The organism is Psychrobacter sp. G (genome assembly GCF_000418305.1).
In the GTDB taxonomy this organism is placed as follows: domain Bacteria; phylum Pseudomonadota; class Gammaproteobacteria; order Pseudomonadales; family Moraxellaceae; genus Psychrobacter; species Psychrobacter cryohalolentis.
The window spans coordinates 2,250,621-2,268,762 of the sequence record NC_021661.1 but is presented as its reverse complement, the minus strand read 5'-3'; the positions used below and the strand labels follow the sequence as shown (position 1 = coordinate 2,268,762).

Here is an 18,142-nt window from a genome sequence, read left to right as displayed (position 1 = left end):
AACCTGCCAGCATTGTTATCTGAATGTCATGTTTTGTTAAAGTCACTGTGTTAAACGCCTGACTGTCTTGATTGAGCCTAAGGGTTATTTGGTATAATGCAAAAAATACATGAGATTGCATTATGAACGCCTTTACATCCGATTCTAGCCCTACCTTCAAACGTCATTCTTATAAACTCTTGCAAAGTACAGTGTGGTTAGTTGCTGCATCCGCCTTATTCGCCTGTAGCCAACCTGACAATAGCGCGTCCAATGCAAGCTCCTTACAAAATGACAATGGCGCAGCAGTCACCGCAAATGTTGCTGAATCAAATGCTCAAACGGAATCGGCAATAACAACGCCAGCCAGCAATCCAGATTTATTAAAAAACGTCTCAGCAACGGTCTACAAAGATGCCAATTGCGGCTGCTGTAAAGACTGGATAAGTCATGCAGAAGATAATGGTCTGAGCGCCACTGCGCACGATGTTACGGATTTGGCAGTATTTAAAGAGCGCTACGGCGTACCAACTGAGATGCGCTCTTGCCATACTGCTGTCACAACCGACGGTTACGTCTTTGAAGGTCATGTACCAGCCAAATATGTGGCGCAGTTTTTAGAAAACCCACCAGTACAAGCCCTAGGTCTTGCGGTGCCTGGTATGCCAGTTGGTAGTCCAGGTATGGAGTATCAAAATAAATTTGCGCCTTATCAGATTATGCAGCTTAATAAAGATGGTACTACTGAGGTCTATGCTGATATTGTCTCAACCGAGCAACAGCTATAAGCTAGCGCTTTTTTGCTTTGTAATACCTAAATTAAATCATTATCAGACAAGGCGGTACCATGAATAATAAATTAAGCACCTTTGCTCTCGCTACCAGTGCCTTATTGGCACTAAGCGCCTGTCAACCAGCCAATGATAAGGTTGACGTGACTGCCCCAGAGGATGCTGCATCGCAAAAGGCTGTACAAGAAAATACTGCTGCAGCGGACCCGCATGCAGTTCATGATATGAGTGCAGGCGCTATGGTAGCAGACGGAACACCAATGACGGCTATGCTCAAAGAATACACTGACTCAATGACTAAAATGAATGAAGATATGATTGGTATGGATTATAACGATCCAGACGCGGCATTTGCTCAAGGCATGCTTGCTCATCATATTGGCGCGGTAGATATGGCAGAGATTGAACTAAAATACGGCACCGATACAGAGATGCGTAAACTGGCGCAAGAAATAATCGACGCCCAGCAGTCTGAGATTGAGCAGATGAAAACATGGCTCGCCAACAATCCTGATGCCAAAACGCCAACAGCGGATACTAAAGCCATGCAGCAAGCTTATGCTAAGGGTATGGATGCGATGCATGGTGACATGATGAAAGGTATTGCTGACCCAGTACCAGACATGGCATTTGCTCGTGGCATGTTACTTCATCATGTTGGGGCAGTCGATATGGCAGAAACGCAGCTTAAATATGGTAAAAATCCTGAGATGCGTAAGCTGGCGCAAGAAATCATCGACGCCCAGCAGCCAGAGATTGAGCAGATGCAAAGCTGGATTGCAGCAAATAAAAGTTAAATTTAACACCTAAACTTTAATACTTAAACCTTACTATAATGAAATGTAGACCCTATATTTACTAAGTATTTTGCAATTCGAAGTATAAAAAAGCAGCCTCTAGAGGCTGCTTTTTTAATGTCAGTAGCTCAAAAGGCTATGGAAAGAATGACTATTTTTCACCACACTCACAGCATTTCGAACAGCGATCACATTTATCACAAGTTGATGCCGCGCTACAGCCGCACTTTGGGCAGGTACAGCCAGTATTATAGTGGATGGTCGGTATCAATGAGTGTACGCTATCTTTAGAAGTCATTTTCATAACAAATCCTCTTCCTTGATCGTTTATTCAGTCTGGCAATAATCGCTACCGCAATCAGTGGTTTTATTGTTAATACATTATAATAAATAGTGCTTGTTAACATAAGTTCTCTGCTGATAAAACGGTGGAGATAATTTTGTTAAAGTAACCGCTAGATAAGTAACTATGACGAATATTGTAGTGGCTGATGTTAGAACACATAACTGGTTACGATTATCTAAAACCACGCTTAGTATATGACAGAAAAAAGGAGTATAAGTATTCTGGTTATTCCTTTTCTGGACCTAAGCTATGTATGTGGGCATACCGTATCGGTTATTAAATAAATTTATCGTTGTAATAAGCCTTATTGGTGTCGGTGTTGCCTTAATTGACAGTGGTTTTACATTGTCCGCATGGTTACAACAAGTGTTTCACCTGTTTTATATGAGTATCATTTTACTCAGTTTTTTCACTACGTTAAGACGTTATATACGTCCAAAAATACGCCTGACGGTCAATAAAGTAGCTGTCTTTGATTTGCTGACCAGCATTGCCATTTTAATCTTGCTCGTCCTACATTTTACTGAATTGTTTCAATCGGGATTGTCTACGCCCGCTGATGGTTTTATTGCCATCAAGATTGCCGTACTAGTCACTTTCATTCGTGAAATATCAGATAATAATTTTAGTCTTAACCGAGCCTTTTTAAACCCCGGTCAATTTTTCATCTTAAGTTTTTTATCAGTGATACTGGTCGGATCATTATTGCTAATGATGCCAAATGCTACAAATCAACCCATCTCCTTTATAGACGCATTATTCACTGCGACCAGTGCCGTCTGTGTAACTGGATTGATTGTCGTCGATACCGCAACCCATTTCACTACCTTTGGGCAAGTGATTATCCTAGGTCTTATCCAAATTGGTGGTCTGGGCATCCTAACTTTTGTGACTTATTTTAGCTACTTCTTTAAGGGTGGTATCAGTTACGAGACCCAGCTTAGTATCAGTGAGATGACATATTCGCCACGTATGGGAGATATGGTGACAACCTTAAAGTCTATTTTATATGTCACCTTTGGTATTGAGGCACTGGCAGCAATACTGATTTATATAAGTGTTTATGATTTGGCAGGCATGAGCATATTTGAGCGTTTATTCTTCTCTATATTCCATGCCGTTTCGGCATTCTGTAATGCTGGATTCTCTACTTTTAGTGCAGGGTTATACGATGAATCACTGCGCTTTAATTATCCTTTACAGCTGATTATCAGTATTACCTTTTTATTTGGCGGTATGGGCTTTTTGATTGTCGTTAACTTGCTCCGCTATCTGCGTCACCGTATGCAAAGAGCTCTGTGTCGTGATGGACAGCGCTATGCCTACCAGCCGTGGCTGTTGAGTATCAATAGTCGGATCACTTTAATCACCTCTGGCGCTTTGCTGTTAGTAGGGCTGATTGGGGTGATGATGTTTGAATATCATGGTGTGTTGGCTGAGCACAGCAGTTGGTATGGCAAGCTGGTAGCGGGGCTTTTTACTGCTGCGACACCGCGAACCGCAGGCTTTAACAATATCGATATGAATGCCTTAGCTTTTCCAACCATCATGCTGACCATTTTTTTGATGTGGATTGGGGCATCTCCAAACTCTACTGGTGGTGGTATTAAAACCAGCACCTTTGCCATTGCTTTCCTAAATACCTTGAGTTTGGCGCGTGGACAGACCAAAGTTGAAGTGTTCAAACGCGAAATTGCAGATAACTCAATTCGCCGTGCGTTTTCTGTTATGTGGTTGTCCTTATTGGTCATTGGGCTGGGCGTGACTTTGATCAGTTATGATCAGCCTGAGCTTGATTTGATTAAAGTGATATTTGAGTGTTTTTCAGCCTATAGCACGGTGGGATTAAGCTTAAATCTGACGACGGAGCTGTCTACTTTTAGCAAGCTTGTGGTGTCATTCATTATGTTTGTTGGGCGTGTCAGTATGCTGACGATTTTTATTGCCTTACTCAAAAATAGACATGAGCGTAACTACCGTTATCCAACGGAAGAGATTACTATTAACTAACCCGTCCCATCACTACCACTATAGTATAGAAGTGAGTGACAAGGAGTATTATGAAATTCATTATCGCAGGTTTGGGCAGTTTTGGGTCTTCGCTTGGTATGGCGCTGACCAGTCAAGGTCATGAGGTCATTGCTATCGATAGCAGTATGCAAAAGGTTGAAACCTATAAAGAAGTGATTACTCATACCATCTGTATGGATGCGACCGATGAATATACGGTCAATGGTCTACCGATTAAAGATACTGATATTGTCGTGGTAGCTATTGGTGAAGACCAAGGTGCCAATGTCATGGCGACAGCGCTATTTAAAACGCTAAAAGCACGGCGTTTGATCAGTCGTAGTATCAATCCACTACACGAAAAAGTCCTACAAGCGATTGGGGTTGATGATATTTTTCATCCTGAGAAAGAGGCGGCAATGCGCTGGGCAAAACGGCTGTCCTTGCGTTATTTTGTAGACTCGTTCGAGTTAAGTGACAACTTTAGTATTGTCGAGATTAGTATTCCTACTGATTTGATTGGTAGAACCATCGGCGAGCTACAGCTTGAACACCGATTTAGTATCAAATTGCTCAGCACCATGCGTTATGAGCACTATGAGGACAGCTTCGGTCGTATGCAAACCAAGCCAAATATACAAGGCTTGGCAGCACCTGAACAAGTACTACAAGATAATGATGTACTGGTCATTTATGGTGCTAATGAACATATTAATAAGTTTTTACGTAGTGTTGGGGTTAAAGCCCGTTAAATAAGGAAAGAGGTCATGAGAAAATATCGAGTATCTATGCTATGTCTGACTGCCCTGATCTTGTTTTCAGGCTGTGATCAGTCTATACAAGATCCAAATGTGATGTTTTCAGAGAAGCATAAGGACCCAATTCAAGAGCTGGAAAAAACGTCAAAAGAAACGGATCATAGCCAGTTTGGCTACAAACAAACGTTTTATGTGCCCATATATTCGGACATTTATACTGATAGAGACAATCGCAAAGTATTGCTTTCGGCAACACTCAGCGTGCGTAATACCACGTTAAAAAAATCATTGTATATTAATAAAATTGATTATTATGATACTGATGGTGCCTTAGTAAAGTCCTACTTAAGAGCTCCTATTGAGCTGCCAGCGATGGCAACTCTAAATTATATTGTCGAAAAAGAAGAGGATAAAGGGGGTTCTGGTGCCAACTTTATCATTGAAGTAGAGGGGGTAGACGATACCGTTACACCTGTCATTGAGGCGGTCATGATTGGTAATTTTAGCAATAAAGGCTTTGCTTTTAGCACGGAAGGTACGCCTGTTGTGCATTGATAGATGTATGCCTCAGTGTGAATAATCATCAAGAGTTTCATATCTATTAAGATTTGAGTGTCGAGAATCTACTGATGAACGTATTAGATCTAAGCAAAGGTAGATCAGTTTTGTGAAAAGACTTATCTTCACTCTTGCTGCTTTCTTTTATAAGGTTATTAATAATACACGGTCACAGTTACTGTATCAGAATAGGTATCAGGGGTGACATCAGTGTTCGGTACAGTAACGTACACTGTATGGGCTTTCGCCGCACCATCTCCTGTACCTGTTACACCATTGGTGAGGGCGGCATAAGTATTTCCGTTATTGCCCCATTCTGTACCGCTTGCATCAGATTGTAGTTGATAAGGTAAGGTAGGCTCGGCATTGGTTCCTGTCATAACGCCCTGACCATTTATATCCTTATTCGAAGGCGCTAAGCCAATATTATAAAAAGTCGTATTGGTACAGGTGACATTGATAAGGTTGGTTGCCGAGCCTTTCGTGGGCACAGTTGATGCCGAAACGCGTCCAAGATCCAATACTCCTGCCGTAGTAACTGCGCAGTGAGCGGCGACAGATGCTTGACTGGTATATGTAAATGCATCCGTTTCAGTAATGGTTAGGCAGTCATTAGGTGCGCTACTGCCATCCACTGAGTTCACAGTCATATATATCTGATTATTAAGTGTGTAATCTCCTGAAACCAGCTGCGTCTGCCCAGCGAGTGTTTGCGCATATACTGTAATATTGCCTTTGATAAGTGTGCTACTCCCATCACTACTAAGTGTCAGTTGTAGCGGATTGGCTTTACTAATAGGCGCACCATGGCTTGAACTTGAAAATAAATCAAAAGCCAATGTTGTATTGTTCGGTCCAAGTAGCTTGTGGTCATCGGTGTTCAAAGGACCAAAGGTATAGCAAATTCTAGCAGTTGACGCGCGTCCCTCACTGCCTCTGCATTCATAGTTAATGGTCGCTGAGGTTGAGGTTGTACTTGAGAAGGGATTGACAGTGCCGAAATTTAAATCATTGATAGTGCTACCTACTTGGGTACAGGCGATGGGTCCAGAACCGATATCAGCATTTACGGTTATAGGGTTGGCTAAGAACAAACCCACCATTAGCGTAATAAACAGATGATAGCTTTGAAGTCGTAACATTATTGTGCCTTTTTACAGATAAAAGGACCGAGGAGCGGAATCTCATCGCCTTGCTTGGTGTACTCAAAGCGCACCGTACAAATGCCATCAGCAGGGGTAGTGACCTCAAGTGTATTGTGGGCATCCAATGTATCCAAATATACCTCACCATCAAAACCCACTACAGTGGTTGGTTTATCTTCGTTGGAGATCAAGGTGACTTGACTGCCAAGGGCAATCGGTTGCTCATCGCTATCGATTAATACAATGGTTGCTGAGCGCACGGGAGTGATATCAAAAGCAACCATCACCCCTGCACGGTCGGTTGGGGTTGCGTCCAGACTGACTTTATTAATGCGTAAGTCAGCAGGCAGCTGCATGGGGTCGATAGCAATCTTATTCTCTTGATAGGCATTGAGCGGTGTCACTAGCAGCAGCCCGCGGTGGTTGGTCGTGCCAATAGGATTGTTTTGCAATAGGACGGGCACATCAGCGATTCCGCCGGTAGATACCACTGCAAATCCGCTATTAATTTGGCGCGCAGGAAACATGCCGCCGCCCATCATCACAAGTGACCCTGTGCCACTGGCGTAAGTGGCATAGCTGTCATCATTACTACTGATACCAGCCTGAACCCGTCCGTAGCGTCCAAGATAGCTTAGCTCAGCCAACGCGCCTGTACTGTCTTTAGTATTACTATTTAAGCTGTCGTCTGATTGGCTAGCCGCGCTGTGGCGTACCTGCGCGCGCCAATCAATGCCACCTGCGCTTGGCGCTGATTTTGAGATATCTGCTGTGATGATGTCTTGCGCTGCGGTGTGTTGCAAGCTACTTCGCATTGACATATTGCGATCTAGTGATAGCGATGCGCCTATCGACAGGCTACTTTTTGCTGATTGGTCAAAGTCATGGTTATAATTGAGGTTCATACTTACTCGTCTGCCAAAGGATTTGGACCAAGAGACACGGGCAAATCGTGTGTCCTCTTTCTCAGCTTGAGCAACCTGATGGTAACTTAGCCCAAAATTACCGAGCGTCGGTACGCTATAACCAGTAGATATTTGCTCACTTCGATGTACAGGGGCATTGCCATATTGGGAGCCTACATCGCGATATACACCAGAAGTTCCCAGCGCATTAAAACCTATGTTAAAGCGGCGATTGTTCCATGAATAATTGGTGCTGTACTGCATGCCGCTTTGTCCCTCACTATGGCTTGCGGCTAGCGAGGCAAACAAAATACCACCAGCGCCCCCCAATAGCCAAGTCCCACCAACCCCTGCATTGGAGAGACCGTGCGTCACTTCGGCATGGGTTTCAGCGGTAAAACGGTTGGACACCCCATGGCGCCAAGTTCCACTGGCAGCAAGCGCATCCCCATAATCAAAAGACTCTGTACCATAGTTATCACGCACTGCGCCAAGCTCAACTGACCAATCAGACAGTCCGGGTTGGAGCAAACGATGGGTGTCATATAACGAAAAAGTTAGCGTCTTGCTTTGACCTAAGGCATCGGTGACTACCAGCTGCGCCGTTCCTGCACCACTAATGCTGGGCGCGGTGTCCAGCTCAAAGGGACCGGCGGGCACCTCACCGCTATAGTGTTTAAGACCATCAACAAACAGCTCTACCTTTGAGGGTAGGGTTGCTGAGCCAAAAAACGATGGCAACGGTGTGGTCGAGCGATAAGGCTGCAGATTAAAATTAGTGCCGATTTGTAGACCGCCCAATCGTGTCGACCGCGTCCATGATAATGCACCGGTCAGAATATCGCCTGCCCGAACCGTTAGCAGTTTATCAGGGAAGGACTGACTCCAGCTGGTATCAAGGCGCACAGTTTGTCCATCCCATTGACTGTGACGACTGTCATTAGTAGCTGTTTTTGCAGTCGTTAAAGCGGTAGAGCTGACCACGCCAAGCGCATTAAAGGCGCGCAGCTCCGTATAGGCGCTCAGACTTTTAGTGCTATTCTGGTTTTGACTGCCATACAGGTTGTAGTTTAATAACAGACCGGGCGAAGCGCTCGGTTTTGGGCGCTTATTGGTACGCGTACTATGGGTAGTCGTATCTAGCTTAAGCATACTTAGGGGTGCGATAAGGGTCAATGTTTGCTGGCGCGCATCGTAGTCGATCTTTAGCTCAGACAGGCTGTCAAGGGCGATAGGGTCACGGCTTGCCTGTAGCGATGGAGGCAACACAAAGCTCAGCTGTTGCAAGATAGCTGCTGTTGCCCAAAGGCGCTCATCACGGTAGTCGAAGTGTACTAGACCCTTACTGGCACCATTCAGCGTGACGTCCAGATACAAATCTAGCCCTGCATCGTCATCATCACTATAACGGTCCAAATCAAGCTGAGCCAAATCCGCATCTATATTAGCCTGAGCAATGGTATCCGTTTGAGCCTGAATTGTAGGCTCCATAGCTTTCGTAACACGCAAAAAAGCAGCGTTGGTATCAACGCTGCTCGTAGAGCTATCTTTACTCAGTGCCGCGGCGTGGCTAATAGAGACTGCCACACCTTGCAAAAAAACGACCTTAGCGAGTGTTTGTGTCCAGCGTGACGTCTGGTGTCGTCTGAGTGCCATTCATCATAACCTTGAATTTACCTCCTGAAGTTAACGCGGAGGGCGGTATTTTCAGTGTCCAGTTCATAGTCGCACCGGGTAACACATAACCAAGCAAACCGGGATGAATATCCGTACTCGTACCGACCGCATCAGTAAAGCTTAGCCCCGCCAATTGCGCATGCCCATTACCGCGATTACTCACGCGCAGCTTGACCGCCTTGCCATCCGGTTGCAGATGAGTACTCCACTGCAACTGCGGACTGGTTTTAGTCACGCCAACCGGCTGAACAAAAACCGGTAGCGAGTAGCTCATCGCAAACTGTAGCCCGCTGGTATTTTCAGGCAGCTTAACTGGCACCTCATTGACCAGCAATCGGTACGCATCCTCAACCGCGCCTGCGCCTTGCGGCGGTGCTTTGGCGCGGATGATACGTACCAGCTGCCGCTCACCAGGCTGTAGCTCAATCATCGGCGGACTGGCGAGCAATCCGCGCGATGGGTTAAGCTTGTCACCTGAACCATCCTGAGTCCACTGCTGAACCCGCACCTGTGCCTGCACCACAGTGTTACCGGTGTTACTGAGGGTCAGACCACTCGCCGACTCGCGCGCTTGTAAGCTTAACGAGATAGGAGAGACCTGCAAACCCGCTGCCACTGCCACACTAGATGACAATAACAAGGTGGCAATAAGGGCAGATCTTAGCATATGGCGTAAACAAAGACTTAGCATAGTTATTAGTAAGCTACTGAGACGTTGATGGTATCGGTATATGCACCAGGCGTCACATCGGCGTCATTAGTTACTGTAAGATATATAGTTTCAGTGATGTCAGTTTTGTAACTAGTTGCCACTTCGGTAGTAAGAGTATTACCAGTAGAGCCCCAAGCTGTACCGTTTGCTGATACAGACGTCAGCTTGTATGGAATTAATTCCGCTTTAAGATCTCCGCCTTTTAAGTTACCAGTACCGTCAAGATTACCGCTTGAGGCAGGTGTCAGACTAATGGTAGCGGAATCACCTTTCGAGCAGTTCACGGTTATACTAGTAGTACTTGTTACCGCTGGGGTCGCTTTTCCTGCCTGAGTATTAGCAAGTGTAACCGCTAAAGGGGCTGCGCTTATTGTACATATTTTCTCAACTTCCATGCTGACACCAAAGCTACTAGTGGCAGGATTGGGTTCAGCAGCATTTGCAGTCATTACCGCAAAACTACCAACGGCAAATACGGCCGCGGTCATAACCGATTTTTTAAATAACATGGTAAATCTCCAAAGGATTAGGTTTTTTTAGCGTTTTCAAGAATATAAAATTTAGGATTCAACTGAATACTAAAATTTACCGTAGTAAGATCTAAAATCACATCTTTTAATAATTTGGAACCTATCGGCACAGCGCAATTACCTGATAACCACAATATATATACACTTACTATATAAAATGAAACTATATGCAGATATTTGTATATACATTGTAACACAATATGTGTGCAACTGTACACTCAAATAATGCTTAAAACTCATATTTAATGCGTGATGGTTAGTTGGTTAAACGAAGGATGTAGAAGGCAGTCATAAAGCTTAATATTTTTTTAATGTCCAGCTCTAAGTCGCTGATGTATAGCGGAAATTGGATGCTTGGGGCGTTAGAAAGGTAATATCTTGCTTGCAGTGAAGATTAGTGAAATATGTCCGTTGTTTTTGACAAGGTTTATGCTTGGCGATAGCTATTCTTTAGCGAATAGAATGCAGTGTTATCTAGAAATTAAAATTTAGATTTTATAATGATTGAGAGCTTGTTAAAAAGGTCGGCTAATGAAGAGTATCCGACCCTTTTAGTGGTGTTGGACAGATTAACTATCGCTTTGAGATACCGCTAAATTACTAGCGTAAGCAAATAAAGCGGGCGCGCCGCCAGTATGCCAAAACAACACACGGTCCGTTTTTTTGATTTTACCGGTACGAATCATATCCAGTAGTCCGCCCATCGCACGCCCTGTATAAACAGGATCTAATAATATCCCTTCCATTTGCGCGGTCATGGCAATGGCTTCATTTTCTAGTGCACCAATCACTCCATAACCGTCTCCCACATAATCAGAATTAAGCACTAAATCTGACTCTGAAAAGGTGTAATCTGCCCCAATCAATGCCGACGTGCTATTGGCGAGGGAGACAATATATTGATCAAACGGCACTTTATCGGTTTCACCTTTATCAATATTGATACCTACTATCTGATAGGGCGAGTTAAAGATTTTATTACCCAGCATCAAGCCCGCTTGTGTCCCGCCGGAGCTGGAGGCAAAAACGATATGCGTGAATGAGATATCCCTCTCTTGACGTTGTAATTCAAGCTCTTTAAACGCTTCAACAAAGGCAAAAGCACCGAGCTCGCTTGAGCCGCCATAAGGGACAATGTAGGGTTTCTTACCTTCTTTTTTGAGTTGTTCTACGATATCAGGAATGTCTTCCCCTTTACGGTTGCTGCCTGCCCAGTGGATATGGCAGCCAAAAATCTTATCCAGTAAAAGATTGCCTTGCAACTGTTCTGGTTCTTGTCCGCCCAAAACCAGATGGCATTCAAGTCCCAAACTGGCTGCGGCAGCTGCGGTCTGGCGACAATGGTTTGACTGCGCGGCACCTGCTGTCACGATTGTATCCGCACCTTGAGCAAGGGCGTCCCCAATGATAAATTCAAGCTTTCTGGTTTTATTACCGCCTAATGCCAGTCCCGTATTGTCGTCTCTTTTCATATAAATTTTAGGACCATTGAGTGCTTTGCTTAATCTGGTCAGCTCAATCAACGGCGTTGGGAAAAACCCTAAAGGTTGCCGATTCATACTCGGCAGGCTTGGTATAGATTTATTTTGCATCATTCATCCTTTTTGAGATAAGGCAAGTTACAGATACCTTTGAATAATATCCGACCATAATAATGATTTGAGTCATACAGATCTCCTATAATTATAAGCTATAAATGGGAATGACTCAGTCTTGGCGAGCTACTGCTACTTACTTTTATATTGGTATAAAACCTACTTTGGAAAAAGTTGAGGTATTTCAGTGATACGACCTAAAAAAATGGTGGTCATACCTAGAGTATAACCACCACCGGAGAAGTATTTCGAGAACAGAGTAACTAAAATCTAAATAGCTGGCTTAAATTTTCTACGGTAGATACTACGTATTACAGGCATGAATACCATCAAAATAGCCAACAACCATAGCACTACTGTGATAGGGCTGCTCCATAAGATACTAAGCTCGCCTTGAGAGATAGACAGGGCACGTCTTAAGTTAGACTCCATGAGCTCACCCAATACATAGCCCAAAATAAGCGCTGATAAGGGGAAGTTTAGTTTACGTAAGAAGTAACCAAATACACCAAGTGCCACCATAAATACCAAGTCAAAGGTCGTGCTATGGATGGAATACACGCCAACGAAACTGACCGCAGCGATGGCTGGTATCAAAATATAGTTCGGCACATCAAGCAGTTTGGCGAACAAACCCACCAAAGGGATGTTCATGATCAATAAAATCACGTTACAGATAAATAATGAGGCAATCAGACCCCAGACAATATCAGGCTGCTCAGTAAATAACTGCGGACCCGGCGTAATATTATATAACGTCAATGCGCCCATCATGACTGCTGTCGTACCAGAACCCGGCACACCTAGCGTCAACATTGGCACAAATGAGCCACAAGCTGAGGCATTATTTGCCGCTTCTGGCGAAGCAACACCGCGAAGATCACCATCACCAAAAGTACCAGTATCACCAGCAATTTTGCGTTCACTAGCATAAGTCATGGCACTGGCAATCGTTGCGCCTGCACCTGGTAAGATACCAACGACAAAGCCCATTAGACCACTACGTAGCATGGCTCCAAAAGCAAAAGTAAACTCTTTAAAGTTTAAGAGACTGCGTTTACCTTGTTCAATAACCTTGTGTCCCGTCGTGGTTTTTTCGAGCAAGATTAGAATTTCACTCACACTAAAGAAACCAATAACAATGGTAGTAAATTGAATACCATCAGATAGGTTGACGGAATCAAAGGTAAAGCGGTAAATACCGGTAACGGCATCAACCCCAACAGTTGCTAGACCCAGACCAATTAATGCGGCAATACCCGTCTTAACTGGTTGATCACCTACCAAACCACTGAGGCAGGTAATCGCAAATACCATCAGTACAAAGTATTCAGCAGGTCCAAATGAGATTGCCCATTTGGCTAATAACGGCGCAAATAGCACCACGCCAATTGTCGCGATAGTGGCACCAACGAAAGAGCTGACAGCAGATAAAGACAGTGCAATACCAGCCTTGCCTTGTTTTGCCAATGGATAGCCATCCAAAGTTGTCATAATGGCGCCGGCATCACCGGGTACGTTAATGAGAATGGCAGAAATACGACCACCATATTCACAACCAAGATACACGGCTGCAAGCAGAATGAGCGCACTCTCAGGCGGCAAACCAAGGGCAAAAGCAAAAGGCAGTAATATCGCTACACCGTTAATCGGGCCAAGACCCGGCAACATGCCAACAATCGTACCTAAAAAAGCTCCGATTAGTGCAAGAAGTAAGTTTTTTGGGGTAGATGCAACAGCAAAGCCATGCATCAAAAAATCAAAAGTATCCATATTGGCTATCCTATTATCCCTGACAACAATCCGAGTGGTAATTTGACATCTAAAAATATGTCAAATAAGACATATAAGCCAATACTGATTAACACTGAAAAGATAAAACTCTTGAGAGGATTACCTGCAAACAGTAAACCTACGGCGAAAGACATCAGAATAGTGGCAAGAATAAAGCCCAATACTTCAAAAATGAGACCATAGACCAATAAGGCAAGCGCACATAAAATAAGATTACGGATGATCGTTTTGTTTAAACCCAATTCAATCGCTTTAGTAAAACTGGCGGGACGAAAAGCAACGACTAAGCAGCCAAAGGCAAGCAGTGAAAAGATTAAAATAGGGTAAGGACGAGGACCAATTGGGTCATAAGCAATAGGGGCAACATAACCAATGGCTAAGTATATTAAGAATATACTGACCAGTGCCATCAGCCCGGAAAACAAACGTTCCATTGTCATAAGGAGCATTCCTTGAATTTTGGGAGCAAAAGGCTGACAGATAGACATCCTGCCAGCCCTTTGAGAAATACCAAAACATTTGATATTCAATTACTAAAAGTTATTAAATCTTAACGTAACTATTTGGTTGGTGCTACTTCAACAAGACCATATTCAGCAGATAACTCGCGTAGTTCGCCCGTACGTTTATAAACATAGGCTTGTAGCTCATCGCCAGTCATAGAGAAAGGTAGCAATTCTTGTTGCTCACGTATTTCAGCGAATTTCGGATCAACAAGCATCTTATCGAAAGCCTCTTTCCACCAGTTATAAGCACTAGGGCTTACGTCTGGACCCATGTAGTAACCACGAACGACTGGCCACGTCACATCATAACCTTGCTCTTTCGCAGTAGGAATATCGGTCATCGTGCCGCCCAATCTTTCATCTGCAAATACCGCTAATACACGTAATTTACCTGCATTGGCTTGCGGCATAATCTCAGCAATACCAGCACTGACAACAGTAATATGATTGCCCATCACCGCTGTGATCGCTTCACCGCCGCCTTCCATCGCAACATAAGTCATGTCACTAGGCTTAACACCAACGGCTTTAGCTAAAATAGCGGTTTGCATCCAATCTTGACCACCAACACTACCGCCAGCACCAAAGCTGATAGCTTTTGGATCTTTTTTGAGCTCAGCAACTAACCCAGCTAGATCTTTGATAGGAGAGTCTGCATTGACTGCAATAGCGCCATAATCAGTACCAACACCAGCTAGCCATTTCACATCTTTTTCAGTGAATTTACCAAATTTACCTTGCGACAAATTAAGGATAGAGCCAGTAGAGAAGGCAATAATAGCATCGCCATTGTCCCGGTCATTAGCAACGATTTTGTTATAAGCAACAGCGCCGACGCCGCCTGGCATATAGGTGACGCGCATAGGATCTTTTAAGATACCAGTATCTCTTAAGCCAGCTTGAGCAAGCTTACAAGTCAAGTCAAAACCGCCACCTGGTTTGGCAGGCGCAATACATTCTGGACGTGAAGGGGCAGTGAGCTCAGTTGAGCCATCTGCGGTAGTCGCATCTGTACTTGCAGTTTCGTTTGCATTGTTACAAGCGGTCAAAGATAGGATAGACAGGCCAAGAGCCAGATAGGATAGTTTTTTCACACGACACTCCTTGTGTGTATTTTTACAATAAAAATTCAATAGAATTTTGGCCAAAATATAAAGTTATTACAGGTGAAGTGAAGACTCGATTAACGAGATGACTAAACTTCGTAACAGTAGAGATTTATCACTTGCCAAAAGTAACAGAATATTTTAAAAATAACAAGAAACATATGTATGTATATATGAATTTTATAGTAATATATTAAATTGAAGGCGACATAATATCTCCTGTTATAGCAATATGCAGGATGAATAAATGATATGAATACCTTCGAAAGGAAATATTTAATTTAACTAAAACAGATAGATAGGAAAATTTAGTGATGGCGGAGATGATTTAGATGTATCAAAAATCACGTTGATATCAATACCATTACGAGGCTAAAACAACGATTTAAGAAGTTATGAATTTAGTGAGAAAAATAGATGTATTGGGATCAAAATATAGCAAGCAGGTGTAAAATTTTTAAAAAATCACGGTATATTTTTCCTATGAGAAGTTAAAATATCATCTGAATAAGTAAAATTGCGAGTATTCCAATACCAATATCTAAGGGCACTGCCTTGAATAGTAGCGCATTAAAAAGCTTGTCTTTGTTTATAACGACTTGAGAAGCGCCTAACATCAGACTACCTCCTGATGAGAAAGGCGAGAGTGATGAGCTTTGCGCCCCCACAACAATACAGGTAAATAGTAATAAAGGGTTTAGTCCAGAGGCAACGGCTAGGGGCAGGACCATAGGGAATAAAGTAGGGGCGACTACCCCAAGGGTACTAGCAAATATCGACATAATGGCGCTAATAACGAAGACTAAAATCGGTATCATCCAGATAGGTACATTGGTACTTAGCCATTCTGTCAGCTCGTAAATAACGCCTATTTCTACTCCGAGGCTGATTAACATACCAACACCACAAATCATAATGAGGGTATTCCAAGGTATTAAAGCAATCACCGCTTTTTCATCGCCTAATTTTAAAAATAAGCTTACTAAAGCAAAAAATATGGCGATAAAACCAATGTCAATCCGAGCGTTCAAAAACTGAATCGCTGATACTTGTGGCATGAGTAGATTTAAAATGGGCACGATAAGTACAATAGCCATCATGATAAAAATCAGTATAAGAGACTGTTTTTGCTTACTGTCAAAGGGTTCTGGTATGGTCGTCTGAATCGCTATTTTGCTATTTTTGGCATTGATAAAGCTATAAGCACCCAATACAATCATAGGCATTATAAAAGTGACAGCGAATATCCCTAACACATAAGTAAAGGTATTGTCATTTGCGACACCTGCGCCGCGCATCAGCTCTCTAAAAATAACACCGCTTTGTGAGGTGATAAAGTTAGCACCCGCTAAGGCACCATAGTTCACTGATAAAGTAGCAATGACAAGATTCAAGTTAGTGCGTTTAGACAACAGCAGGATCATCGGTGCCATCGTCGCTAAGACCGTATAATAACCAGCCCCTAAGCCTGCAATAATCGTGGCCACAAGGAAAATGACTAAAGGTAGGAATGCGGGAAAGTGACGGCACTTATAGATTAAATGATTGGATAGCTTTTCTAAAGCACCGTTAGCTAGGGGAAAGTTATAGAAAAGAGTCACCGCAAAAATAACAAAGAAAATTTTGAGAGGCCATAGCTCAACAATTTCATGTGCCTTCATTCCCATACCGAAGCAACCGATTAGATATGAAAATGCAATAGCAAATAGGCCAATATTAATTTTAGTGGTATAGCCCAAAATGATACATATCACGATGGCGGCTAGAATATAAAGAGTCACGACTACTCCTTGACCTTAACTGTATGAATTCTATAAAAAACCATAGCAGTTTTTACAGAGTAAAGAGTATTACGCTAATATTGACACAGGGTTTTCTGGACTAGAAGACCTTATAAATCTTCAAAGTGCACTTGTTTGAATAGAATGATAGCAAAAAAGTTGGCGTTAATTAGGAAAGATTAATTATAAAAATATAATAATGCTTTAATATTAATGTGATACCGATCGAATGCGCTGAAAGCTTAAGAGAAGTTGATCAGAGATAACGTAGTTTTACAGCAATAGCAGTGCTTGACGAGATTGAAACAGTTAATAAAAACCTTTCCACTGTGGTGAAAAAAATGCTAAATAATTTCAAAGAATTTAAAATGCCACGTTATGAGCAAGTGCGATGGCATATACAGACCTTACTGACAGAGAGTAAATGGGATGAAAACACACCCTTACCTACGGAACAGGAGTTTGCAGATAAGTATGAAGTATCTGTAGGAACCGTCCGAAAAGCTGTCGAAAAATTGGTAGAAGATGGGGTGTTAATAAAGCAGCAAGGCAAAGGCACCTTCTTAAAACGTCCAGATTTTGCAAGCTCATTACTGAGGTTTTTTAAGTTTCGTGATAAAGATGCTCGCTATGTCACACCGACAGGCATAATTAAAAAAATCATGGTTATAGACGGTATTGATGACATTAATAAAAAACTAAATATAGGTAAAAACAAAGCGCTCATTTATATAGAGCGTACGCGTATGGTTGAAGACAGAGTCTTGTTAAGTGAAAAAATTTGGTTACCTAAGAGTCGCTTCCAAGCTTTTGCAACCTTAAATCCTGAAGGTTTCGAGAATCTTCTCTATCCGTTTTACTATACTAAGTGTGGTCAATTTGTGTCGTCTGCTGTAGAGACGCTGTATTTTATAACCGATCACAGCGACGATTATTTGGGCAATACTAAGCAAGAAAACTTAGTTAAGGTATGCCGCATTGCGAAGAATCTAGAAGGCGATCCTATCGAATATAGAGAATCCTATGGGCTGGCAGAGAAGTTCAGCTATGAGATTAATATTATTTAGGCGTTTATTAAACCTATATCGATAATTAAGTGACCGTTTGAGATAAACAGATTAAAAAACAGTACCTTTAGGAAATACTAAAAGT

The 18,142-nt window shown here is 42.9% G+C and carries 16 protein-coding genes; 6 read left to right on the top strand and 10 right to left on the bottom strand.

What is annotated here, in order from left to right:
* Window positions 1–122: 122 nt before the first annotated feature.
* Both PSYCG_RS09370 and PSYCG_RS09365 read left to right on the top strand, forming a co-directional pair.
* Window positions 123–767, top strand: a complete 645-nt coding sequence (locus PSYCG_RS09370; RefSeq protein ID WP_020443978.1) for a DUF411 domain-containing protein — start codon at window positions 123–125, stop codon at window positions 765–767.
* A gap of 59 nt (window positions 768–826) precedes the next feature.
* A complete protein-coding gene (locus tag PSYCG_RS09365; protein WP_020443977.1) occupies window positions 827–1,567 on the top strand; it encodes a DUF305 domain-containing protein in 741 nt (246 codons plus the stop codon).
* Window positions 1,568–1,718: 151 nt separating this feature from the next.
* On the opposite strand, the gene PSYCG_RS13450 is transcribed toward PSYCG_RS09365, so the two are convergent.
* The gene (locus PSYCG_RS13450) at window positions 1,719–1,871 is read right to left on the bottom strand and encodes a hypothetical protein (RefSeq protein ID WP_187289115.1); all 153 of its coding nucleotides are present in this window, start codon (window positions 1,869–1,871) and stop codon (window positions 1,719–1,721) included.
* A gap of 291 nt (window positions 1,872–2,162) precedes the next feature.
* Here PSYCG_RS13450 and PSYCG_RS09360 point away from each other — a divergent pair, with 291 nt between their 5' ends.
* From PSYCG_RS09360 to PSYCG_RS09350, 3 genes are read left to right on the top strand one after another with little or no spacing between them, the layout of a single operon-like run.
* Window positions 2,163–3,923, top strand: a complete 1,761-nt coding sequence (locus PSYCG_RS09360) for a TrkH family potassium uptake protein (protein ID WP_020443976.1) — start codon at window positions 2,163–2,165, stop codon at window positions 3,921–3,923.
* Between the two features lie 50 nt (window positions 3,924–3,973).
* The gene (locus PSYCG_RS09355) at window positions 3,974–4,675 is read left to right on the top strand and encodes a potassium channel family protein (RefSeq protein WP_011514154.1); all 702 of its coding nucleotides are present in this window, start codon (window positions 3,974–3,976) and stop codon (window positions 4,673–4,675) included.
* A 15-nt stretch (window positions 4,676–4,690) separates the two neighbouring features.
* Complete coding sequence (locus tag PSYCG_RS09350) at window positions 4,691–5,236, top strand: DUF3124 domain-containing protein (protein WP_011514153.1); 546 nt, start codon at window positions 4,691–4,693, stop codon at window positions 5,234–5,236.
* Between the two features lie 158 nt (window positions 5,237–5,394).
* On the opposite strand, the gene PSYCG_RS09345 is transcribed toward PSYCG_RS09350, so the two are convergent.
* From PSYCG_RS09345 to PSYCG_RS09305, 9 genes are all read right to left on the bottom strand, one after another.
* Window positions 5,395–6,381: a spore coat U domain-containing protein gene (locus PSYCG_RS09345; protein ID WP_020443974.1), complete on the bottom strand. Its 987-nt coding sequence runs from the start codon at window positions 6,379–6,381 to the stop codon at window positions 5,395–5,397.
* Entirely contained in the window at window positions 6,381–8,945 is a 2,565-nt protein-coding gene (locus tag PSYCG_RS09340; protein ID WP_041772295.1) for a fimbria/pilus outer membrane usher protein, read from the bottom strand. Before PSYCG_RS09340 ends, PSYCG_RS09345 begins: the two co-directional genes overlap by 1 nt.
* The gene (locus PSYCG_RS09335) at window positions 8,896–9,633 is read right to left on the bottom strand and encodes a molecular chaperone (protein WP_020443972.1); all 738 of its coding nucleotides are present in this window, start codon (window positions 9,631–9,633) and stop codon (window positions 8,896–8,898) included. The genes PSYCG_RS09340 and PSYCG_RS09335 overlap by 50 nt, the downstream gene beginning before the upstream one ends.
* Window positions 9,634–9,662: 29 nt before the next feature.
* Window positions 9,663–10,187 (bottom strand): spore coat protein U domain-containing protein, encoded by a 525-nt coding sequence (locus tag PSYCG_RS09330; protein ID WP_020443971.1) that lies wholly within the window; start codon window positions 10,185–10,187, stop codon window positions 9,663–9,665.
* A 590-nt stretch (window positions 10,188–10,777) separates the two neighbouring features.
* Complete coding sequence (locus tag PSYCG_RS09325) at window positions 10,778–11,800, bottom strand: D-cysteine desulfhydrase family protein (protein ID WP_020443970.1); 1,023 nt, start codon at window positions 11,798–11,800, stop codon at window positions 10,778–10,780.
* 273 nt (window positions 11,801–12,073) lie between these two features.
* Window positions 12,074–13,576 (bottom strand): tripartite tricarboxylate transporter permease, encoded by a 1,503-nt coding sequence (locus PSYCG_RS09320; protein ID WP_020443969.1) that lies wholly within the window; start codon window positions 13,574–13,576, stop codon window positions 12,074–12,076.
* A gap of 5 nt (window positions 13,577–13,581) precedes the next feature.
* Window positions 13,582–14,037: a tripartite tricarboxylate transporter TctB family protein gene (locus tag PSYCG_RS09315; protein WP_020443968.1), complete on the bottom strand. Its 456-nt coding sequence runs from the start codon at window positions 14,035–14,037 to the stop codon at window positions 13,582–13,584.
* A 119-nt stretch (window positions 14,038–14,156) separates the two neighbouring features.
* Window positions 14,157–15,197, bottom strand: coding sequence for a Bug family tripartite tricarboxylate transporter substrate binding protein (locus tag PSYCG_RS09310; RefSeq protein WP_020443967.1), 1,041 nt, complete (start codon window positions 15,195–15,197; stop codon window positions 14,157–14,159).
* 503 nt (window positions 15,198–15,700) lie between these two features.
* Window positions 15,701–16,990, bottom strand: coding sequence for an SLC13 family permease (locus PSYCG_RS09305; RefSeq protein WP_020443966.1), 1,290 nt, complete (start codon window positions 16,988–16,990; stop codon window positions 15,701–15,703).
* Between the two features lie 341 nt (window positions 16,991–17,331).
* On the opposite strand from PSYCG_RS09305, the gene PSYCG_RS09300 reads away from it, so the two are divergent.
* Window positions 17,332–18,057: a GntR family transcriptional regulator gene (locus PSYCG_RS09300; RefSeq protein ID WP_041772292.1), complete on the top strand. Its 726-nt coding sequence runs from the start codon at window positions 17,332–17,334 to the stop codon at window positions 18,055–18,057.
* Window positions 18,058–18,142 lie beyond the last annotated feature (85 nt).

Coding starts and splice junctions, on each gene's coding strand:
- PSYCG_RS09370 (WP_020443978.1), top strand. CDS start 123: ATGAACGCCTTTACATCCGATTCTAGCCCTACCTTCAAACGTCATTCT.
- PSYCG_RS09365 (WP_020443977.1), top strand. CDS start 827: ATGAATAATAAATTAAGCACCTTTGCTCTCGCTACCAGTGCCTTATTG.
- PSYCG_RS13450 (WP_187289115.1), bottom strand. CDS start 1,871: ATGAAAATGACTTCTAAAGATAGCGTACACTCATTGATACCGACCATC.
- PSYCG_RS09360 (WP_020443976.1), top strand. CDS start 2,163: ATGTATGTGGGCATACCGTATCGGTTATTAAATAAATTTATCGTTGTA.
- PSYCG_RS09355 (WP_011514154.1), top strand. CDS start 3,974: ATGAAATTCATTATCGCAGGTTTGGGCAGTTTTGGGTCTTCGCTTGGT.
- PSYCG_RS09350 (WP_011514153.1), top strand. CDS start 4,691: ATGAGAAAATATCGAGTATCTATGCTATGTCTGACTGCCCTGATCTTG.
- PSYCG_RS09345 (WP_020443974.1), bottom strand. CDS start 6,381: ATGTTACGACTTCAAAGCTATCATCTGTTTATTACGCTAATGGTGGGT.
- PSYCG_RS09340 (WP_041772295.1), bottom strand. CDS start 8,945: ATGGCACTCAGACGACACCAGACGTCACGCTGGACACAAACACTCGCT.
- PSYCG_RS09335 (WP_020443972.1), bottom strand. CDS start 9,633: ATGCTAAGATCTGCCCTTATTGCCACCTTGTTATTGTCATCTAGTGTG.
- PSYCG_RS09330 (WP_020443971.1), bottom strand. CDS start 10,187: ATGTTATTTAAAAAATCGGTTATGACCGCGGCCGTATTTGCCGTTGGT.
- PSYCG_RS09325 (WP_020443970.1), bottom strand. CDS start 11,800: ATGCAAAATAAATCTATACCAAGCCTGCCGAGTATGAATCGGCAACCT.
- PSYCG_RS09320 (WP_020443969.1), bottom strand. CDS start 13,576: ATGGATACTTTTGATTTTTTGATGCATGGCTTTGCTGTTGCATCTACC.
- PSYCG_RS09315 (WP_020443968.1), bottom strand. CDS start 14,037: ATGACAATGGAACGTTTGTTTTCCGGGCTGATGGCACTGGTCAGTATA.
- PSYCG_RS09300 (WP_041772292.1), top strand. CDS start 17,332: ATGCTAAATAATTTCAAAGAATTTAAAATGCCACGTTATGAGCAAGTG.